This is a genomic window from Phycicoccus sp. (genome assembly GCF_035325325.1).
Lineage (GTDB): Bacteria > Actinomycetota > Actinomycetes > Actinomycetales > Dermatophilaceae > Phycicoccus.
In genome coordinates this window covers 1-19,652 of record NZ_DAOLAC010000009.1, presented here as the reverse complement: position 1 = coordinate 19,652, position 19,652 = coordinate 1, and the positions used below count along the sequence as shown (strand labels likewise).

The window sequence follows — 19,652 nt, the reverse complement described above, 5'->3', positions numbered from 1 at the left end:
CACCGGGGAGCCACCGGCCGGCCGCGAGCCGCGTGGTCCGCCGCTCGTCTCCGGCGAGCTCAGCCGTGTAGCGGTCGGGGGTGGGGCGATCCGGGGCGTTCCCATCTGGTGGACCCGGCGTCCGGCATCCGGTCGGCACCTGTGACGATGGGGGCGGCCGCGGTCGCCAGCGACGCCGACCCGGCCGTCCGGCGCGGCCCCGCCTGCGCCACCGCCGGTGAGCGACCTCCCGGCGGCCGACCGACCACGGAGAGACACGTGAGCGACGCCCCCATCACCATCCCCGCCGACCTCCTGCCCAGCGACGGTCGCTTCGGGTCCGGACCCTCGAAGGTCCGCCCCGCCCAGGTGGAGGCGCTCTCCGCCATCGGTCGCTCCGTCCTCGGCACCTCCCACCGCCAGGCGCCGGTCAAGAACCTCGTCAAGGCGGTCCGTGAGGGCCTCGCCACCTTCTTCGACCTGCCGGACGGCTACGAGGTCGTCCTCGGCAACGGCGGATCGACCGCGTTCTGGGACATCGCGGCGTTCGGTCTCGTCCGCGACCGGGCGCAGCACCTCGCGTTCGGCGAGTTCTCGAGCAAGTTCGGCTCCGTCACCAAGAAGGCCCCCTTCCTCGGGGAGCCGACGATCATCACGAGCGAGCCGGGCAGCCGTCCCGACCCGGTCGCCGAGGCCGGCGTCGACACCTACGCGTGGGCGCACAACGAGACGAGCACCGGCGTCATGGCGCCGGTCCGCCGGGTCGAGGGCGCGGATGCCGACGCGCTCCTCCTCGTGGACGCCACCTCCGGCGCCGGAGGCCTGCCCGTCGACGTCTCCGAGGCCGACGTCTACTACTTCGCGCCGCAGAAGTCGTTCGCGTCCGACGGCGGCCTGTGGATCGGCCTGTTCTCCCCCGCCGCGCTCGCCCGCGTCGAGGAGGTCGCCGCGTCCGGACGCTGGGTCCCCGACTTCTTCAGCCTCCCGACGGCGATCGACAACTCGCGCAAGGACCAGACCTACAACACGCCGGCCGTCGCGACCCTCGCCATGCTCGCGAACCAAGTGGAGTGGCTCAACGACAACGGCGGCCTCGACTGGGCGACCTCCCGCACCGCCGACTCCAGCGGCCGGCTCTACGAGTGGGCCGAGCGCACCGGCTACACGACGCCGTACGTCACCGACCCGTCGCACCGCAGCCGCGTCGTGGCGACGATCGACTTCGACGACGCCGTCGACGCCTCCGCGGTCGCGAAGACGTTGCGCGCCAACGGGGTCGTCGACGTCGAGCCCTACCGGAAGCTCGGCCGCAACCAGCTGCGCGTCGCCTGCTTCCCGGCGGTGGAGCCGGACGACGTCTCCGCGCTCATCGGCTGCGTCGAGCACGTCGTCGAGCGCCTGTCCTGACGCCCTCGCCCGACTCATTGCGGATCCCCCACCTCACACGCCCTCCGTGGGCCGGCTCGAGGTGGGGGATCCGCAATGAGTGGGCAGGTTCGGGTCAGCGCACGGCGGCGTAGACGACCGCGACGACGAGGAGCACGGCGAGCACCCCGAGGGTCATCCGCCGCCGGAAGTTGGGCGTCACCGGGCCGGCTCGGGCAGGGGGACGCCGGCGTTCTCCGGCGGGACCGGGGCGGTGGTCACGCTGACCCGCGGGCGGCGCTGAGACTCGTAGCTCACCCGCACATTCTCCGCCCGGGCCAGCCAGACCGACACCCCGACCAGGGCGAGACCGACCGCGAGCGCGCCGACCCCGATCGTCCAGCGCGGCCCGAACTGCTCGGAGATCCAGCCGATCATCGGGGCGCCGGCCGGTGTGCCGCCCATGAAGATCGCCATGTAGAGGGCCATGACCCGGCCGCGCATCTCGGGCGCGACGCGCGTCTGCACCATCGCGTTGGCCGTCGTCAGCGCGGTGAGGGCGGAGAGCCCCACGGGCACGAGCGCGAGCGCGAAGGTCCAGTACGAGGGCGCCGTGGCCGCGGCCGCCGCCGACAGCGTGAAGCCGACGAGGGCGAGGAGCAGCACCCGGAGGCGAGGCTCCCGGCGCCGCGCCGAGAGCAGAGCGGCGGTCAGCGAGCCGATCGCCATGATCGACCCGAGCAGCCCGTACTCGCCGGCGCCCTTGTCGAACACCTTCGTCGCCATCAGCGCCATCGTGATCTGGAAGTTCATCCCGAACGTGCCGAGCACGAAGACGAGGAGCATGACGAGCTGGATGTCGCGGCGGTGCCGGACGTAGGCGAAGCCCTCCCGGATGCCGCCACGCCCCTTGGGCCGGCTCGGCGAGCGCAGCTGCGCCACGTTGAGCAGGGCCAGGGCGGCGAGCACGAAGACGAAGGTCAGCGTGTTGAGCAGCAGCGCCTCGCCGGTCCCCCACCAGGCGATGACGAGTCCCGCGAGTCCCGGCCCGACGAGCCGCCCGGCGTTGAACGACGCGGAGTTGAGCGCGACCGCGTTGGCGAGCTTCTCGGGCGGCACCATCTCGGAGACGATGACCTGCCGCGCCGGGTTGTCGATGGCCGTCGTCACCCCCTGGACGAGCGCGATGGCGTAGACGTGCCACAGCTGCGCCGTCCCGGTGACCGCGAGGACGCCGAGCACGAGGCTGGTCAGCGCGAGCATCGTCTGGGTGACGAGGAGGATGCGCCGGCGCGAGAACCGGTCGGCGACGAGCCCGGTCCACGGGGCGAGCAGCAGGAACGGGAGGAACTGCAGGCCGGTGACGACGCCGAGGGCGGTCGCCGAGCCGGCGGTCAGCACGGTGAGGACGAGCCAGTCCTGGCCGACCCGGCCGATCCAGGTGCCGACGTTCGAGACGAAGCCGCCGAGGAACCACAGCCGGTAGTTGCGGATCTCGAGCGAGCTGAAGGTCGGGCTCATTCGGCGGACACCCGTTCCAGCAGGGCCGCGGCGTCGGCGAGCAGGGCGCGCTCGTCGTCGGTCAGCCGCTCGAGGCGCGTCGCCAGCCACTGGTCGCGGCGCCTGCGGGTCTCCCGCACCGTCCGGCGACCCTCCGCCGTGAGCGACAGGATGACCTGGCGCCCGTCGGTGGGGTCGTCGGCCCGGTCGACGTAGCCGCGCTCGACGAGCCCGGTGACGGTGCGGCTCATGCTCGGCGCCGAGACCCGCTCGATGTCCGCGAGCTCCTTAGGGGTGCGCGGCCCGTCCTCGAGCCTGATAAGCACCGAGAACTGGTGCGGCGCAACGTCCGTCGTGCTCTCGAAGCGAACCCTGCGCGAGATCCTCATGCACACCATGCGCAGGTCGCTCGTCAGGCGGTCCTTCTGCGCACGGGTCATGGTCGGCGTGGGTGTGGGCACGGGGTTCTCCAGCGGTGGTCGTCATCAGTGCTTAGCACAACTCATTACCGTGGCTAAGTATTCCACGGTGGCCCCCGCACGGCCGACCCGACGCAGGACGCCCGCCCCCGGGCCACCGGGAGCGGGCGTCGAGCGACGGTCGGGCGCGTCAGCCGGAGACGACCTCGGTGATCGGCTCGATGAAGAAGTAGACGACGAACAGCGCCGCCGTCACCCACATCATCGGATGGATCTCGCGCACCTTGCCCCGCACGAGCTTGATGACGACGTACGCGACGAACCCGGCGCCGATGCCGACGGTGATCGAGTACGTGAACGGCACGAGGATGATCGTGAGGAAGGCCGGGACGGCGATCTCGAGGTCGTCCCAGGCGATCTCCTTGACCTGCTGCATCATGAGGAACCCGACGAGCACGAGGGCCGGCACCGCGGCCTCGTTCGGGATGATCTTCACCAGCGGCGCGAACACGACCGCCACGAGGAACAGCACGCCGGTGACGACCGACGCCAACCCGGTCCGCGCCCCCTCCCCGACCCCGGACGCCGACTCGATGTACGACGTGTTCGACGAGACGCCGGCGGCCCCACCGGCCGCGGCGGCGACGGAGTCGACGACGAGGATCCGCTGGGTGTTCGGCGGGTTGCCCTCCTCGTCGAGCAGGCCGGCCTCGGCGCCGATCGCCGTCATCGTGCCCATCGTGTCGAAGAAGTCGGCGAGCATCAGCGTGAAGACGAGGAGCACGGCGGCGACGATGCCGATCCGGGAGACCGAGCCGAACAGGCTGAACTCGCCGAGCGTGCCGAAGCTGATGGGGTCGACCTTGTCCGGCCAGGCCGGCACGTTGAGGTTCCACCCGAGCGGGTTGACCTTGTTCGTGCCGTCCGGGTTCTGCCCGACGACCGTCGGCCCGACCTTCGCGATCGCCTCCACGACGAACGCCACGACCGTCATGGTGACGATCGAGATGATGATCGCACCCTTCACCTTCCGCACCCAGAGCGTGATGATGAGCAGGACGCCGAGCGCGAAGACGAGGGTCGGCCAGCCGGCCAGCTGGCCGCCGACCCCGAGCTCGACCGGCACGGGGCCGGCACCGGTGCGTCGCACGAAGCCCGCGTCGACGAGCCCGATGAGCGCGATGAACAGGCCGATGCCCACCGAGATGGCGACCTTGAGCTGGGCCGGCACGGCGTGGAAGACGGCCTGCCGGAACCCGGTGAGCACGAGGACGAGGATGATGACGCCCTCGAGGACGACCAGGCCCATGGCGTCGGCCCAGGTCATCCTGCTCGCGATCGCGTACGCGACGAACGCGTTGAGCCCCAAGCCGGTCGCGAGGGCCAGCGGGTAGTTGGCGACGACACCCATGAGGATGGTCAGCACGCCGGCGACCAGCGCGGTGCCGGCCGCGATGGCGGCGAGGTTCGGCGCGTCCCCGCCGCCGAGGAACTTGCCGTCGACGTCCTGGACGTACCCGAGGATGAGCGGGTTGAGGACGACGATGTAGGCCATCGTGAAGAAGGTGGCGACGCCACCGCGCAGCTCGCGGCCCACGGTGGAGCCGCGCTCGTGGATGTGGAAGAGCCGCTCGAGGACGGGCGGGTGCGTGGGGCCCGCGTCGGCGGTGGTCGTGGTCTCGGCCATGGCGAGCAGGCTAGTGGCGCGGGGACCCCGCTGCGTGTCGGGGGTGTGACGACGAGATGGCTACGCTGGCCGGGTGACCGAGCAGACCCCGGACGGTGCCCGCGACCCCCTCGGACGGTCGGCTCCGGTCGACCCCCCGAACGTGCCGACCGCTGCGATCATCCTCGTCGGCTGCGTCGGGTGGGCCGTCGCCCTCGTCGCCACGCTCGTCGTGCCCGCCCTGCACAGCGGTGATCGCTCGTGGTGGCCGTGGGCCTGCGTCACCGGCCTCGCGCTCGGCGCCTTCGCGGCGTGGTACGTGCGCCGGGGACGCGGGAGCGCCGCGAGCGCCTGACGGCCCACCCCGCCCGCCCCACCAGCACCCCGCGTATCGGGTCACCCGATACGCCGGCGCTTCACCCACCGGCACCCCGCGTATCGGGTCACCCGATACGCCGGCGCTCCACCCCGGAACCGTTCCCGGGTGAAGCGAAGGGTTGTCGGGTGAGCCCGGCCTCAGGCGAGGTCGAGGGCGTTGTCGTCGAGGATCGGCGGCGAGACCCGCTCGGGCGCCGGCGCCTCGACGTCGACCTCCGAGTGCGCACCGCAGCCGTGGTCGAGGCTGACGACCGAGCCGTCGGACGGGGACCACTCGTTGGCGCAGACCCCGAAGACCGCGCGCAGCGCGCCGGCCATCGGGAGGAAGTAGCCGCACGAGGAGCACGCCGCCGAGGCCTTGGCCGCGACCGGCGCGGACGGGCCGTGCTCGCCGTCGTACCAGCGCCGGGCGGCGACGTCGCGGCCCTCGGCGGACAGCACGCGCGGGCGGCCGAGGCCCAGCTCCCAGAGGGCGACGGCGTCGACGTCGTCGTCGCCGGTGGCCTCCCAGCCGGCCTCGAGCAGCGGGTCGGCGTCGACGTACGGCGTGACGTCACCGGGTCCGAGGTCGCCGGGCGCCAGGCGCGAGGCGTAGGGCACCCACGAGGGGCTGAGCAGCGCGCCGTCGCCGGGCACCAGGTCGGTCTCGCAGACGGTGACCGTCTTCGAGCGGGCCACGCGCGCCACCGAGACCGCCCAGCGCCAGCCGCGGTAGGCGGTGGCCGAGCAGGCGAAGTAGTGGGTCGCGAGCCGTTCGTCGACCATCTCCATGCCGAGGTGCTCGCCGACGCTGCCCGGCTCGGACACCTCGGCGAGGGCGGCGCGGGCGACGTCGACGGCGCCGCGCAGGGTGGCGTCGGGACGGACGACGGTGGCGGTCGCCATCAGAGCTCGAGGTCGCCGGCGACGGCCCGCAGGACCTGCGCGACCTTGTTGCCGTGCTGCTTGTCCGGGTAGTGACCGCGGCGCAGCGACTCGGAGACGGAGTCGAGGAGCTTGATGACGTCCTCGACGATGACGACCATCTCGTCGGCGGGCTTGCGGTCGCGGACCTTGCGCCCGGTGGAGACCGACGGCGCGGGGTCGAGGAGGCGCACGGCCATCGCCTGGGCGCCACGGCGACCCTCGGCGATGCTGAACTCGATGCGCTGACCGCCCTTGAGCCCCTCGACACCCGAGGGCAACGCGGACGCGGGCACGAAGACGTCACCCTCGCCGGCATCGCCGGACACGAATCCGAAGCCCTTCGCGGTGTCGAAGAACTTCACCTTGCCAGTCGGCACGGTCCACCTCATCCATCTGGTCAGTCGGGGGGCACCCGGGCGCGGGCACCACCACCAAGGCTATCCGCTGGTCCCGTCGCTCCGCTGCCGGGTTCTGCGGAGGGGACGGCGCGCCGCAATCCCGTCGCGGGCTGTCGGCGCCTCGTGGGAGCGTGTGCCGCATGTCCGAGTCGGTCGAGGTCCCGCAGCCCGGGTCGCCGGCGAGCGGGGTCGAGGAGCCGCCGGTCGCCGACGAGCACCTCACCGCGCGCGGCTTCTGGGCCGCTCTGCCGCCGGCCGGCCGCTGGCTGCTCTCCACGACGGCCGTCTCCACGCTCGGGCGGGGCATGACCCTGCCGTTCACGGTCATCTACATGCACGAGGTCCGCGGGGTCCCCCTCGACGTCGCCGGCCTGCTGATGGGCCTCATCGCGGTCGTCGCGCTCGTCGTCACCGCACCGGTCGGCGTCCTCACCGACCGTCTCGGCGCGCGCCCCGTCGTCGTCGCCGGCCTCGCGGCCCAGGTGCTCGGCGCGGTCGTCATGGCCTTCGCCACCACGGTCCCCGCCCTCGCCGTCGCCGTCACCCTGCTCGGCATCAGCTTCGGCATCGGCTGGCCGGCGTTCAACGCGATGATCGCGAGCCTCGTCGAGGGCCGCCTGCGCACCCAGTACTTCGGCATCAACTTCGCCCTGGTCAACCTCGGCATCGGCATCGGCGGCGTCGTCAGCGGCTTCCTCACCGACGTGGCCAGGCCCGGCACGTTCACGGCGATCTTCCTCGTCGACGCCGCCTGCGTCCTCGTCCCCGTCGCGGTCCTCCTCGGGCCGCTGCGCCACGTCGCCGGGCGCCCGCTCCCGGCCGACGACGCACCCTCGGGCGGCTCCGGCTACCTGCGCATCCTCCGCCGGCCGGCCGTCCTCTGGATCACGGCGCTCACCTTCATCTCGAGCTTCGTCGGCTACGGGCAGATGGAGGCCGGTTTCCCCGCCTTCGCCCGGCAGGTGAGCGAGGTCTCCACCCGCACCATCGGCCTCGCGTTCGCGGCCAACACCGCGGTCATCGTCCTCATGCAGTTCCTCGTGCTGCGGCGCATCGACGGCCACCGCCGCACCCGGGTCTTCCTCGGGCTCGTCGCGCTCTGGGTCCTCGCGTGGAGCCTGCTCGGGGCCACCGGGCTCGTCGCCGGCACGGTCGCGGCGGCGGTGGGCGTCGTCGTCTTCCACGTCTTCTTCGGCCTCGGCGAGACCCTCCTCCAGCCGACGGTGCCGGCCATCGTCAACGACCTCGCGAGCGACCACGACCGGGGCCGGTACAACGCCGCGTCCGCGATGGCCTTCCAGCTCGGCGCCGTCGCCGCCCCGGTCGCGGCCGGCTGGCTCCTCGACCGGCGGCTCGGCGGCGTCTTCGTCACGACGCTGCTCGTCGGGCTCGTCGTCGTCGCGGCGCTGGCGCTGGCCCTCGAGCGCGAGATCACGCCCGAGGTCAACGGCGTGGGTACCCGCTGACCGCGGCCGCCCCCCGGCGGGGAGACGCCCTCGGGTCGGCCCGCGTCGGCCCGGCTCTCAGCCGACGACGTTGAGCCGGGTGGCCTTGAGCCCCTGCTTCGCGGCGACGACCCGCACCTGGGCTCCGACCTCGAGCGGCAGTCCGATCCGCGACGAGGCGACCGGCCCGGTGAGGTCGTAGGTGGCCTCGAACCCGTCGGAGCTCTTGACGGTGACGGACTTCGACTGCGTGTAGGCCGTCACCTCACCGACCTGGACGACCATGACGACCGGCGAGCCGGACGCCGAGGTCGTGAACTCGCCGTGGAGGACGCCGCCGAGGCCGCCCAGGCCGCCCGTCGCCGCACCACCGCCGGGTCCACCCCCCGGGCCGTTGCCGAACCCACCCGGGCCGCCGGGCATCCCGGGCCGGCCCTGCCCCCACGGTCCCTGACCCGGAGCGCCGTCGTCCGACCGGTCCCGGCCCGGGCCACCGCGGTCCCCCTGACCGCCCCGGTCCGGCCCGAACCAGCGCCCCGGACCGCCCTCGCGACCGGCGACCGGCCCGGAGTGGCCGACGTGGCTGCCGACGAGCGCGGCCCCGAGGCCGATGACCGCGACGACGAGGAGCGTCGCGAGGACCGCGACGACGGCGAGCGCCACCCGGCCCCCGGAGGTCGCGGTCGCCTCGCCCCACGCGCGGCGCACGGCCCCGGGGCGACGCGGTGGCGGCGCCCAGCCCGGCGGCGGCGCGGGGGCCGCGGACGCCGCGGCCGCCGACCAGTGCGGGTCCATCCCGGGACCCGCCGGGGGACCGGCCTGCGGGGGCGGCGCCGCGCCCTCCGCGGAGGCGGGAGGGGGCGCCCCCTCCGCCGACGGAGGCGTCGTCGGCGGCGTCACGCCCTCCGCGGCGGGCGGCGCCGACTCGGGGCGGGCGGGGTCGATCGGCTCGGTGGGGTCCGAGGGCTCACCCTCGGGCGGCGTGCGTCGCGTGGCCATCCTCCATGGTGCAGCACGCGAGGCCGCGGCGGCGCGGGCTCCCGGCCAATTGGCACCGAACTCACAGCCGAGGCGGAGGTTCGGCCTCAGCCGCCGGTGAGCGCCCGGACCACCCGGGACGGCGACGGCCGTCCGAGGTGCGCCGCCATCCAGGCCGAGGTCTCGACGAGCTCGTCGAGGTCCACCCCGGTCTCGACGCCGGCGCCGTCGAGGGTCCACACGAGGTCCTCGGTGGCGAGGTTGCCGGTCGCCGACTTCGCGTAGGGACAGCCCCCGAGGCCGCCGGTGGAGGCGTCGACGACGGTCACCCCGTCGCGCAGCGCGGCGAGGGTGTTGGCCAGGGCCTGCCCGTAGGTGTCGTGGAAGTGCACCCCGACACGCTCGGGCCCGATGCCCGCGGCGTCGAGCGCGTCGAGCAGCCGGTGCACGTGGCCGACCGTGCCGACGCCGATGGTGTCGCCGAGGGAGAGCTGGTCACAGCCGAGGTCCATGAGGCGGCGGCAGACGTCGACCACCTGCTCGACCGGGACCGGCCCCTCCCAGGGGTCGCCGAAGCACATCGAGACGTAGGCCCTCACCCACAGCCCCTCGGCGCGGGCCCGCTCGACGACCGGCGCGAACATCGAGACCGACTCCTCGACGGTGCGGTTGAGGTTCTTGCGGGCGAAGGTCTCGGTGGCGCTGCCGAAGATCGCGACCGCCCCGACCCCGGCGGCGAGCGCGCGGTCGAGGCCGCGCGTGTTCGGGACGAGGACCGGCCGGCGCGCACCGCGCCCGGTGTCGCCCAGCAGCCCGAGCAGCTCCTCGGCGTCGGCGAGCTGGGGGACCCACCGCGGGTCCACGAAGGAGGTGGTCTCGACGGTGTCGAGACCCGCCGCGACGAGGCGACGGACGAACTCGGCCTTGACGTCGGCGGGCACGACGGCCGACTCGTTCTGGAGGCCGTCGCGCGGCCCCACCTCGTAGACCGTCACCCGGGGCGGCAGCGACGGGTCGGGCTCGACCTGTGGCAGCGCTCGGCTCATCCCCCGATCCTGACACGCGATGTCCCGGCGGGCGACGCCGGTGGCCCCCTATCCTCGTGCGCGACGGCCGCTGCGGCCGTGCCCCGACCATTCGAGGAACGCCACCGTGAGCACGAGCGACGACGAGTACCGCGACCCCACGGCGCCCCCGCCGCTGCCCGAGGGCCCGGAGGAGGCCGCCGACGAGCCCCAGCCCGCCGCGCCCACCCCGGCGGCGGACGACACCCAGGTCGTCGGCACCGGCGAGACGCAGGCGTTCACGCCGCCGTCGGCGCCGGCCTACGGCCAGCCGACCTACTCCACGCCCAGCTACTCCTCACCGAGCTACGAGCAGCCGTCCTACGAGCGGCCCGAGTGGTCCTCGTCGGCGCCCTTCCCCGCGCCCGCCGCGCCGCCGCCGTACCCCGCGACACCCGCCCCGCACCCGGGCGGGACCCCGGGCTACCCGCCTCCGCCGGCGGCCGGTGGGCCCGCGCCGTACCCCTACGCCGCGCCCCCGGCCGGGCCGGTCGGACCGGTCGGCCACGTCCCCGGTTCGCCGTACGTCCAGCCGGCCAACAACTCGAGTGCCCTCGCCCTCACCATCGTCGCGGCAGCCTCCGTGCTGTTGTGCGGCGGCGTCCTCGTCATCCCGGCGCTCATCTTCGGGATCGTCGGGCTGACCAAGCAGTCCACGGACCCGGAGGGGTCGCGCCGTGCCTCCCGCAACGGCTGGTGGGCCTACGCCATCGGCGCCGCGGTGTCGGTCCTGCTCGTCATCGGGCTGATCGCGTTCCTCATCGCGGCGGGGTCGAGCAGCGGGGACGTCAGCACCTCCTACGACGGGTACTGAGGCCGTCACCCGTCGACCGGGGAGAATCCAGCCGGCGTCCAGCGAACTCCCAGACTCCGGGGCGAGACTGGGAACCGTGACAGCGACGCAGCACCCCGAGGCCCGCCTCCTCGTCGTCGAGGACGAGCCGAACATCCGCGAGCTCCTGGCGACCTCGCTGCGCTACGCCGGCTTCGACGTGGCTACGGCGGCGAGCGGCTCGGAGGCACTCAAGGTCGCCGGGGACCACCTGCCCGACCTCTGCGTCCTCGACGTGATGCTCCCCGACATGGACGGCTTCACGGTGACCCGCAAGCTGCGCGACCAGGGGCGCCAGCTGCCGATCGTCTTCGTCACCGCGCGCGACTCGGTCGACGACAAGATCAAGGGCCTCACCGTCGGCGGCGACGACTACGTCACCAAGCCCTTCTCGCTGGAGGAGGTCGTCGCGCGCATCCGCGCCGTCCTGCGCCGGACCCGCGGCGACCTCGACGAGGACCGCCCGGTGCTGCGGTTCGAGGACCTGGAGCTCGACGAGGACTCCCACGAGGTGCGCCGGGCCGGGCGGGCGATCGAGACGAGCCCGACCGAGTTCAAGCTGCTCCGCTACCTCATGCTCAACCCGAACCGCGTGCTGTCCAAGGCGCAGATCCTCGACCACGTGTGGGACTACGACTTCCGCGGCGAGTCCGGCATCGTCGAGTCCTACATCTCCTACCTCCGCCGCAAGATCGACGTCGAGGGCCTCCCCGCCCTGATCCACACCAAGCGCGGCGTCGGGTACGTCCTGCGGCTGCCTCCGCAGTCCTGATGGCGACCGCCTCCTGGCGGGCCCCCGGGATGGTCCGGCGGCTCGAGGCGGTGCCGCTGCGCACCCGGCTGCTGCTCATCGTCGGCGTCCTCGTCGGGTCGGCCCTCCTCCTCACGAGCATGGTCACGGCCTACCTCCTCAAGAGTGACCTCGACGCCCGGGTCGACGCCGAGCTGCGCAGTGTCCTCAGCCCGGTCGCGACGCAGGCGATCAGCGACCTGCGCAGCCGCACCGAGGAGCCGCTGCCGACGAGCTACGCCTTCGTCCTGCAGACCCCGGACGGCAGCGTGAGCCGCACCCCGCAGGGTCAGACGGCCAAGCCGGACGTGCCGATGCTCGACCCGGCCGACGCCCGGGTCCGCAGCCAGGCCCCCTTCACCGTCGGGTCGACCAACGACGACCTCCGCTGGCGGTTCATCGCCGCACGGGTCGCCGGGAGCAACGCGGTCGTCGCGGTCGGGGTGCCGTTGGAACCGGTGAAGCACACCGTGACCCGCCTGCTCGTGTCCACCGCCCTGATCGGCACGATGGCCCTCGTCCTCTCCCTCGTCCTCGGGCACTTCGCCGTGCGCCGCGCCTTCCGCCCGCTCCGCCGCATCGAGGACACCGCCGCCGCCATCGCCGAGGGCGACCTCACCCAGCGCATCCCCGTGCGGCAGGCCGACGACGAGGTCACCTCCCTCTCCCGCAGCCTCAACGTGATGCTCGCCCAGGTCGAGTCCTCGTTCGCGGTGCGCGAGGCCAGCGAGGACCGGATGCGGCAGTTCGTCGCCGACGCCTCGCACGAGCTGCGCACCCCGCTCGCGACGGTCCGCGGCTACGCGGAGCTCTACCGGCAGGGCGCGGTCCGCGACCCGGAGGCCGTCGGGTCGGCGATGGAACGCATCGAGGCCGAGTCCGGCCGGATGAGCGCGCTCGTCGAGGACCTCCTCATGCTCGCCCGCCTCGACGAGGAGCCGGAGGTCGAGCACACCGACGTCGACCTCACCGTCCTCGCCGCCGACACGGTGGCCGACGCCCGGGCCCGGGCCCCCGAGCGCCGCATCTCCCTCGTCGGCTTCGCCGGTGGCGTCGAGCCGACCGTCGTGCGCGGCTCGGAGCCCCGGCTGCGCCAGGTCGTCACCAACCTCGTCGCGAACGCGTTGCGGCACACCCCGAGCGGGACTCCGGTCGAGGTCGCGGTCGGCCTCCAGGACGGGACTCCCTGCCTGGAGGTGCGCGACCACGGCCCCGGTGTCCCCCCCGACATCGCGACCAAGGTCTTCGAGCGCTTCTACCGCGCCGACCCGTCTCGCGGGCGCTCGAGCGGCGGCGGCACGGGCCTCGGTCTGGCCATCGTCGCCGCGATCGTCGCCGGCCACCGGGGCCGCGTCGGGGTCGCCGAGACGCCCGGCGGCGGCGCTACCTTCGTCGTCCGGTTCGCACAGCCGACTCCCAGCCACTGACCAGCCCGCGCCCACCTCGGGGGCGTTGAGTGGGGTCCAGTCGAGCACAAGGAGACACGACCGGCGATGAACGACCAGCAGCCCCGCACCCCGGACGGGTCCGGCCCGTGGACCGCCCCCCAGTGGTACACCCCGCACGGCGGCACGACCACCGCCCACCGCCCGTCCTCCGACGCGGCCCCGACCGCACCGGTGCCGGTGGCCCCGCACTCCCCCAGCACCCCGACCGGTCCCTCGGCCCCTCCCCCTCCGTCGGGGCCGTTCGGTCCGGTCGGGGCGTCCGGCCCCACGGGCTCCCCTTCCCAGGGGTCCGGACGGCGCCGCTTCACCGAGATCGTCGGTGTCGCGGTGCTCGCCGCCATCCTGTCCGCTGGCGGCACCTTCGCCGCGACCCGGCTGGCCGACGACACGCAGGCGGCTTCCAGCGCCTCCGCGTCGAGCCAGCTGGGTCGCGGCACGGACACGGGGCCGGTGCAGCAGGCGAGCGCCTCCGCCCCGAACTGGACGGCCACGGCGGCCGCGGTCTCCCCGAGCGTGGTGTCGATCACCGCGCAGCTCCAGGGCGGTGAGGCGCAGGGATCCGGCGTCATCATCGACCGGTCCGGCCACGTCGTGACGAACAACCACGTGGTCGCGGGGGCGCAGAAGCTCCAGGTGACGCTCGCCGACGGCCGGACCTTCGCCGCCACGGTCAAGGGCACCGACCCGTCCACCGACCTGGCCGTCGTGACGATCGACAAGGCCCCGAGCGGCCTGACGCCGATCGCGATGGGCGACTCCGACGCGCTGAAGGTGGGCGACCCGGTCATGGCGGTCGGGAACCCGCTGGGCCTCGCCGGCACCGTGACGACCGGCATCGTCAGCGCCCTAAACCGTCCGGTGACCACCCAAGCCGAGCAGCAGCAGCCGCAGCAGCAGAACCCGTTCGGCGGCAGCTTCCAGCAACAGCAGCAGACCTCCGAGCCGGTCGTGACCAACGCCATCCAGACCTCGGCGGCGATCAACCCCGGGAACAGCGGTGGCGCGCTCGTCAACGCCGCCGGCCAGCTCGTCGGCATCAACTCCGCGATCGCCTCGCTCGGCTCCTCGGGCAGCGGCCAGTCCGGCAGCATCGGCATCGGCTTCGCGATCCCGGTCACCGAGGTGCGCTCGATCACCCAGCAGCTCATCGACAAGGGCGCGGCCGAGCACGCCTACCTCGGCGTCTACCCGCAGGACGGCAGCGCCTCGGACGGCACGGCCACCCGCGCCGGCGCCGAGATCACCAAGGTCGGCGCGGGTACCCCGGCGGCCAAGGCGGGTCTGCGGGCCGGTGACGTCGTCGTCGCGCTCGACGGTGACCCGGTGGACGGCGCGCAGTCGCTCGTCGGCTACGTCCGCGAGCAGACGGTCGGCAGCACGGTCACCCTCACCGTCCTGCGCGACGGGAAGAGCATCGAGGTCAAGGCCACCCTCGTGGCCACACCGACCACCACGAACTGACCCGCAGAGGGTCGCCGGCGGGGCGCCCGGGCACGGATGAGTAGCCGTGCTCAGGCGCCCCGTTCCCGTGCGCCGGGACCCTTGGGGACATGACGCACCGGGACGACGTGGCACGGCTCGAGGTCGAGTTCGCCGAGGCCATGCAGCGGATGTACTCCGTCGGCAACGGCCTGGCACGGCTCCGCGCCGACCTCGAACCCGAGCCGGCGCACAGTGCAGCAACGGTTCCGGCAGCTCCGGCCGCGGCGACTCGCACGGTGCCCGTCCCACCCGCGGACCCGTCGGTCCCGCGCCCGGTGGGCCCGCCGGCCCTGCCGTGGTACCGGCGCGAGGGCGCCGTCACCCGGGTGCTCGCCGTGTCCGGCGCCGTGGTCACCCTCGCGGGGGTGGCGATGCTCCTCGTGCTCGCCGTCCGGCACGGATGGTTCGGGCCCGGGGCGCGGGTGACCGCCGGCGCGCTCCTCGCCGGACTGCTCGGTGGCCTCGGCGTGCGCGGAGGGGCGCGCGACCGTGCCCCGGGTGCCCCCGTGGGGAGCGCACCGGTGGCCCTCGTCGCCACCGGCGCCGCGGCCGCCTACCTCGACGTCGTCGCCGTGACGGCGCTCTACGGCTGGCTGCCGGCCGGCGCCGGGCTCGTCCTGTGCACCGCGGTCGCGGTGGCCGGCCTCGCGGTTGCCCGACGGTGGTCGAGCGAGCTCCTGGCCGTGCTGCTCGTGGCCGGCGCCGGGACGTTCGCGCCGGTGGTCGCCGGCCGGGCCGGGTGGCTGCTCTCGGCGGTCCTCGCGGTGCTCGCCCTCGTGGGCTGGTGGGCCGGCGCCGGGCGGACCGTGCCGTGGCTCACCGTCGTCCGCACCGTGCCGGTCACCGGCTCGCTCCTCGCGGGCTCGGTCGTGGCGGCCGGCCGGTCCGAGTCGCTCGCCCTCCTCGCGGTGGCCGTCGTCGTCCTCGCGGCCACGGTCGCGACCTCCGCGCTCTCGGTCCGCCGGGACCCCGACGACGTCGCCTCCTCGGCCGCGGTGGCCCTCGTCTCGGTCGGCACCATCGCCGTCTCCACGAGCCTGACCGACCCGCTCGCCGCCGTCGCCCACGCGTCGGTCGCCGCGTGCCTGCTCCTCGCCGCCACCGTCGTCGGTCGGGCCCCGCTCGGTCCGGTGGCCCCGCACCTCCTCGTGACCACCGCGACCGCCGGCGCGGTCACCGCGGTCGTGGCGGTGGTCGCCGGCGCCCCGGCCGGCTACGTCGGCACCGGGCTGCTGCTCCTCGCGCTCGGCCACCTCGCGGTCGCCGGGGTGACCCGGTCGCGGACCACCCTCGGACTCGGCGCCGGCGTCACCGCCGTCGCCCTGCTCGGCTGGCTCCAGCACCCGCTCGCGGTGACGACCGTCCGCCTGGCGAGCCGGCACGACCTCGCCGTGGCGTTCGTCGACAGCGCCCTCGCCGCCGGCGGCGTGGCCGTCGGCTGGTGGGCCGCGGCCTCCGTCCGCGGTGTGCCCGCACCGCTGCGGATGCTGGCCGCCGTCGTCGCGTGGGTCGTCGGGCTCGCTTCCACCGCAACGGCACTGGTCAGCGTGGGCACGCTCCTCGGTCTCCGGTTCGGGGTGCCCGAGACCGGGTTCACGGCCGGCCACGCGGTCGCCACCGTCGTGTGGATGGCTGCCGCCGCCGGGCTCCTCCTGCACTCGCTCGAGCGCCCGTCCGGGTCCGACCTCGCCCTCCGCAGCGGCCTGCTGCTCACGGCCGTCGCGGTGTCGAAGCTCTTCCTCTTCGACCTCGCCGCCCTCGACGGGGTCGTCCGCTCGGTCGCCTTCATCGCGACCGGGCTGCTCCTCCTCGCGACGGGCAGCCGCTACGCCCGCGCGTGGGAAAGAGCCCGCCCGCGCACGTGACGCCGGACCCACGGGTCTGCCACAGTGGCCGGGTGCACGCGCTGCAGGGACGCTGGCTCACGGACTGCCGGTGGGCGCTGCCCTCGGCGGACCGCGCCGACGTCGCGACGCTCGGTGCGGACCTGCTCCGACGGTGGAGCGAGCCGCACCGGCGCTACCACGACCTGACCCACCTCACGGAGGTGCTGGGGGCCGTCGACCGGCTCGCCCGCGCGGTCTCCCTCCCCGAGGCCGACCGCGCCGCGGCGGTCCTCGCGGCGTGGTTCCACGACGCGGTCTACATCGTCGCCGACCCGGAGGGCAACGAGCGCGACAGCGCCGCCCTCGCAGCCCGCGCCCTCCGACCCCTCGGTGCCGACGACGCCCTCGTCGAGCACGTCGTCAGCCTCGTCCTCGACACCGCCGCCCACGACCTCGACGACGCCTCACCGGGCCTCGTCCCCGACCCGGCGCGCCCGGTCCTCCACGACGCCGACCTGTGGATCCTCTGTTCTCCCACAGGTCGGTTCGACGAGTACTGCCGACAGGTCCGCGCCGAGTACTCGCACGTCCCCGTGGCCGCCTACGCCCAGGCCCGCAGCGCCGTGCTCCGCCCGTTCCTCGTGCGTCCGCACGTCTACGCGACGGACCTGGCCCGGCGCGAGTGGGAGCCGACGGCGCGCGAGAACCTCGCGCGCGAGCTCACCCGGCTGGCGGCCTAGAGCAGCCGGTCGACGAGCGGCCACCAGAACGTGGTGCCGCACAACCGTTCCAGCTCGCGGCGGGTCACCCACCGGCGGTCGGAGGTGTCGTCGTGCTCCGAGGTGAGCGGTGGGCGGGTCGCCGCGAGGTCCGCGGCGAACAGCTGGAGCAGGTCGCGCCCCTCCCGCCACGGACCGCCTCCGGCGACGCCGCGGAAGCGTTCGTACCCCACCGGGCGCAGCCCACGATCGTCGAGGAGCAACCCCGTCTCCTCGTGCACCTCTCGAACTGCGGTGCCGCGCACCGTCTCCCCCTCCTCGCGGCCGCCTCCCGGCGCCCCCCACTCGTCCCGCCACACCGAGCGCACGACGGCGAGGTCACCGGCTGCGTCGCGCACGAGCACGAGGGCCGCGAAGACCCGGGCCGGGTCGGCGGCCTGAGGCGAGGCGATGAGGTCGACGTCGACGACGATGCCGTCGGGCAGCCGCACGTCGCGGACACGGGCGACCCCCTTGTCGCCGCGCCTCTTCTGCATGCGCAGGCCGCTCGCGACGAGCGCCCGGAGGAGGTCGCGAGGCGGCGTCGGACGCGCCCCGGCGGCGACGACCTCGCCGTACCGGTCCTCCGGGACGTCGTAGTGGTCCCCCTCGAACCCCCGAGCAGGGATCCCGCACCGGCGGGCGAACGCGTGCAGCTCCTCGAGGCTCGCGTCGCTCACGAGGTGCGACCACCGGCGGCCGTGCGCCTCGAACCGCGGAGGGTCGATGAGGATGGCCACCGCCCGATCGTAGGCGCCGCGGGAACGGACCTGTGGACAACTCGGCGGCCGCGTCGGCCGCGCGTCCTAGCCTCGCGGAGAGGGCCGGCCACCGGGGACGGCCCACGACGACGGGGGCATCCCATGGCAGTGCAGTTCCAGGTCGACACCGAGCGCATCACGGCGGCCGCGGCCGACGTCGCGCGGATGTCCGCCGAGCTCGAGGGGCAGGTCGGTGCGATGCTCGCCCGGCTCACCGGGCTCCAGGACGCGTGGACGGGCACCGCGTCGACCCAGTTCCAAGGGGTCGTCGAGCAGTGGCGCGGCACGCAGCACCAGGTGCGCGAGTCCCTCGACTCCATCGGGCGGGTGCTCGGGGCGGCCGGCGCCGAGTACGCCGAGACCGAGGCCCGCGCGACGCGCATGTTCGGCTAGCACGGCCCCCGGCGGCTCGGGGCGGTGGGCCGCGCCGCGTGAGTCAGGTCAGGTCGAGCTTGAAGCCGGCGTGCGAGTGCGTCCACCCGAGCCGGGCGTAGAACCGGTGGGCGTCGGTCCGGCGCAGGTCGCTCGTCAGCTGGGCGAGGACGGCGCCGCGAGCCCGCCCGTGCTCGGCCGCCCAGGCCATGAGCGCGGCCCCGAGCCCGGACCCACGGGTCGGGGCGGCCACCCGGACCGCCTCGACCTGCAGGCGGGTGGCACCGCCCCGCGAGAGTCCTCGGACGAAGGTCAGCTGCAGCGTGCCGACGACCTCGCCCGCAGCGTTCCCGGCCTCGTCGCGGACGACGACGAGGAGCTGGTTCGGGTCGGCGTCCAGCGCGGCGAAGGCAGCACGGTACGGCTCGAGGTCGTGCTCGCCTCCCTCCCGGCTCGCGCCGAGCAGGTCGTCGCGCAGGAGGGCGACGACCGCCGGGACGTCCTCCGCGCACGCCCGGTCGACGACGTAGCGCCCGTCGGCGACGGGCAGCCGGTGGGGCAGGTCGGGACGTGTGCTCACGGGCCCCGACGCTACCGCCGGCGTCGGGCACGGCTCCGGGCCGGGCGGGCGCCGGTCACTCGGTGGCGATGGCGCGCAGCACGTCGACGCGCGCCGCCCGGCGCCCCGGCCACAGGGCCGCGAGCACCCCGACGAGGGCCGCGACGGCGACGAACCCGACGAGCTGCAGCCACGGGACCGCGAGGACGTCGATGCCCTCGTCCGCGAGCGAGCGCTGCAGGGCCAGGGCGAAGGCGAGCCCGAGCACGACGCCGAGCACCGCCCCGAGCACCGCGATCGCGACGGACTCCAGGCGCAGCATCATGCGCAGCTGGCGCCGGCCGAGCCCGACCGCCCGCAGCAGCCCGATCTCGCGGACGCGTTCGACGACCGAGAGGGCGAGCGTGTTGACGATGCCGAGCACGGCGATGACGACCGCCAGGCCGAGGAGGGCGTAGACGATGAAGAGCAGGCGGTCGATCGGCTGGCGCTGCTCCGCTGCGTACTGCGCCTGGTCCGCGACGGTGACCGTGGGCAGGTCGCGCACCGCCGCGTCGAGCCCCGCCCGCAGGGCCGCCCGGTCCGCGCCGGTCCGGGCCACGACGTACGTCGTGCGGTCGGTGGGCGGGACCCCGAGGGCGTCGAAGCCGGCCAGCGACAGCGTGACGTCCGCCTGGAGCACGGCGTCCGGCTCGTAGGTCGCGACGACCTTCGCCGGGAAGTCCT

The 19,652-nt window shown here is 74.5% G+C and carries 20 protein-coding genes; 10 read left to right on the top strand and 10 right to left on the bottom strand.

Annotated features, from left to right (window positions below; all coding sequences use genetic code 11):
• The first annotated feature begins 258 nt into the window (after nucleotides 1–258).
• Nucleotides 259–1,386 carry a phosphoserine transaminase gene (serC, locus tag PKA89_RS07790; RefSeq protein WP_324418269.1) on the top strand — a complete coding sequence of 376 codons (1,128 nt, stop codon included), beginning with the start codon at nucleotides 259–261 and terminating at the stop codon, nucleotides 1,384–1,386.
• A 177-nt stretch (nucleotides 1,387–1,563) separates the two neighbouring features.
• Here the strand turns inward: serC and PKA89_RS07785 are convergent, their stop codons facing one another.
• The 3 genes from PKA89_RS07785 to PKA89_RS07775 form a co-directional block, all read right to left on the bottom strand.
• A complete protein-coding gene (locus tag PKA89_RS07785; RefSeq protein WP_324418267.1) occupies nucleotides 1,564–2,865 on the bottom strand; it encodes an MFS transporter in 1,302 nt (433 codons plus the stop codon).
• On the bottom strand, nucleotides 2,862–3,284 hold the full coding sequence (locus PKA89_RS07780; RefSeq protein ID WP_324418265.1) for a MarR family transcriptional regulator: 423 nt from the start codon (nucleotides 3,282–3,284) through the stop codon (nucleotides 2,862–2,864). The genes PKA89_RS07785 and PKA89_RS07780 overlap by 4 nt, the downstream gene beginning before the upstream one ends.
• 169 nt (nucleotides 3,285–3,453) lie before the next feature.
• Complete coding sequence (locus tag PKA89_RS07775) at nucleotides 3,454–4,950, bottom strand: NCS2 family permease (RefSeq protein WP_324418263.1); 1,497 nt, start codon at nucleotides 4,948–4,950, stop codon at nucleotides 3,454–3,456.
• Nucleotides 4,951–5,023: 73 nt separating this feature from the next.
• Between PKA89_RS07775 and PKA89_RS07770 the strand changes: the two genes are divergently transcribed.
• Nucleotides 5,024–5,284, top strand: a complete 261-nt coding sequence (locus tag PKA89_RS07770) for a DUF2530 domain-containing protein (RefSeq protein WP_324418261.1) — start codon at nucleotides 5,024–5,026, stop codon at nucleotides 5,282–5,284.
• A 161-nt stretch (nucleotides 5,285–5,445) separates the two neighbouring features.
• On the opposite strand, the gene PKA89_RS07765 is transcribed toward PKA89_RS07770, so the two are convergent.
• Both PKA89_RS07765 and PKA89_RS07760 read right to left on the bottom strand, forming a co-directional pair.
• Entirely contained in the window at nucleotides 5,446–6,192 is a 747-nt protein-coding gene (locus PKA89_RS07765) for a DUF3027 domain-containing protein (RefSeq protein WP_324418259.1), read from the bottom strand.
• The gene (locus PKA89_RS07760; RefSeq protein ID WP_324418257.1) at nucleotides 6,192–6,590 is read right to left on the bottom strand and encodes a cold-shock protein; all 399 of its coding nucleotides are present in this window, start codon (nucleotides 6,588–6,590) and stop codon (nucleotides 6,192–6,194) included. Before PKA89_RS07760 ends, PKA89_RS07765 begins: the two co-directional genes overlap by 1 nt.
• Before the next feature lie 161 nt (nucleotides 6,591–6,751).
• On the opposite strand from PKA89_RS07760, the gene PKA89_RS07755 reads away from it, so the two are divergent.
• On the top strand, nucleotides 6,752–8,077 hold the full coding sequence (locus PKA89_RS07755; protein WP_324418255.1) for an MFS transporter: 1,326 nt from the start codon (nucleotides 6,752–6,754) through the stop codon (nucleotides 8,075–8,077).
• Nucleotides 8,078–8,134: 57 nt separating this feature from the next.
• On the opposite strand, the gene PKA89_RS07750 is transcribed toward PKA89_RS07755, so the two are convergent.
• On the bottom strand, nucleotides 8,135–9,055 hold the full coding sequence (locus PKA89_RS07750; RefSeq protein WP_324418253.1) for a hypothetical protein: 921 nt from the start codon (nucleotides 9,053–9,055) through the stop codon (nucleotides 8,135–8,137).
• A gap of 86 nt (nucleotides 9,056–9,141) precedes the next feature.
• A complete protein-coding gene (locus PKA89_RS07745; protein WP_324418251.1) occupies nucleotides 9,142–10,080 on the bottom strand; it encodes a hydroxymethylglutaryl-CoA lyase in 939 nt (312 codons plus the stop codon).
• Between the two features lie 106 nt (nucleotides 10,081–10,186).
• On the opposite strand from PKA89_RS07745, the gene PKA89_RS07740 reads away from it, so the two are divergent.
• The 6 genes from PKA89_RS07740 to PKA89_RS07715 all read left to right on the top strand — a co-directional run bounded on the left by PKA89_RS07740 (nucleotide 10,187) and on the right by PKA89_RS07715 (nucleotide 17,216).
• Complete coding sequence (locus PKA89_RS07740; protein WP_324418250.1) at nucleotides 10,187–10,912, top strand: hypothetical protein; 726 nt, start codon at nucleotides 10,187–10,189, stop codon at nucleotides 10,910–10,912.
• A gap of 76 nt (nucleotides 10,913–10,988) precedes the next feature.
• Nucleotides 10,989–11,702 (top strand): response regulator transcription factor, encoded by a 714-nt coding sequence (locus PKA89_RS07735; protein WP_324418248.1) that lies wholly within the window; start codon nucleotides 10,989–10,991, stop codon nucleotides 11,700–11,702.
• A complete protein-coding gene (locus PKA89_RS07730; protein WP_324418246.1) occupies nucleotides 11,702–13,147 on the top strand; it encodes a HAMP domain-containing sensor histidine kinase in 1,446 nt (481 codons plus the stop codon). The genes PKA89_RS07735 and PKA89_RS07730 overlap by 1 nt, the downstream gene beginning before the upstream one ends.
• A gap of 66 nt (nucleotides 13,148–13,213) precedes the next feature.
• Nucleotides 13,214–14,629 (top strand): trypsin-like peptidase domain-containing protein, encoded by a 1,416-nt coding sequence (locus tag PKA89_RS07725; RefSeq protein WP_324418244.1) that lies wholly within the window; start codon nucleotides 13,214–13,216, stop codon nucleotides 14,627–14,629.
• 89 nt (nucleotides 14,630–14,718) lie between these two features.
• Nucleotides 14,719–16,515, top strand: a complete 1,797-nt coding sequence (locus tag PKA89_RS07720; RefSeq protein ID WP_324418243.1) for a DUF2339 domain-containing protein — start codon at nucleotides 14,719–14,721, stop codon at nucleotides 16,513–16,515.
• A gap of 32 nt (nucleotides 16,516–16,547) precedes the next feature.
• Nucleotides 16,548–17,216 carry a hypothetical protein gene (locus PKA89_RS07715; protein ID WP_324418241.1) on the top strand — a complete coding sequence of 223 codons (669 nt, stop codon included), beginning with the start codon at nucleotides 16,548–16,550 and terminating at the stop codon, nucleotides 17,214–17,216.
• Here the strand turns inward: PKA89_RS07715 and PKA89_RS07710 are convergent.
• Nucleotides 17,213–17,974 carry a DUF4031 domain-containing protein gene (locus tag PKA89_RS07710; protein WP_324418239.1) on the bottom strand — a complete coding sequence of 254 codons (762 nt, stop codon included), beginning with the start codon at nucleotides 17,972–17,974 and terminating at the stop codon, nucleotides 17,213–17,215. The two genes, PKA89_RS07715 and PKA89_RS07710, sit on opposite strands and share 4 nt — an antisense overlap.
• Nucleotides 17,975–18,097: 123 nt before the next feature.
• On the opposite strand from PKA89_RS07710, the gene PKA89_RS07705 reads away from it, so the two are divergent.
• Nucleotides 18,098–18,388, top strand: coding sequence for a WXG100 family type VII secretion target (locus PKA89_RS07705; RefSeq protein ID WP_324418237.1), 291 nt, complete (start codon nucleotides 18,098–18,100; stop codon nucleotides 18,386–18,388).
• A 43-nt stretch (nucleotides 18,389–18,431) separates the two neighbouring features.
• Here the strand turns inward: PKA89_RS07705 and PKA89_RS07700 are convergent, their stop codons facing one another.
• Together PKA89_RS07700 and PKA89_RS07695 are read right to left on the bottom strand one after the other, a co-directional pair.
• Nucleotides 18,432–18,947: a GNAT family N-acetyltransferase gene (locus tag PKA89_RS07700; RefSeq protein WP_324418235.1), complete on the bottom strand. Its 516-nt coding sequence runs from the start codon at nucleotides 18,945–18,947 to the stop codon at nucleotides 18,432–18,434.
• 55 nt (nucleotides 18,948–19,002) lie between these two features.
• A partial coding sequence (locus tag PKA89_RS07695; protein ID WP_324418233.1) for an FtsX-like permease family protein occupies nucleotides 19,003–19,652 on the bottom strand: 650 nt, incomplete at its 5' end.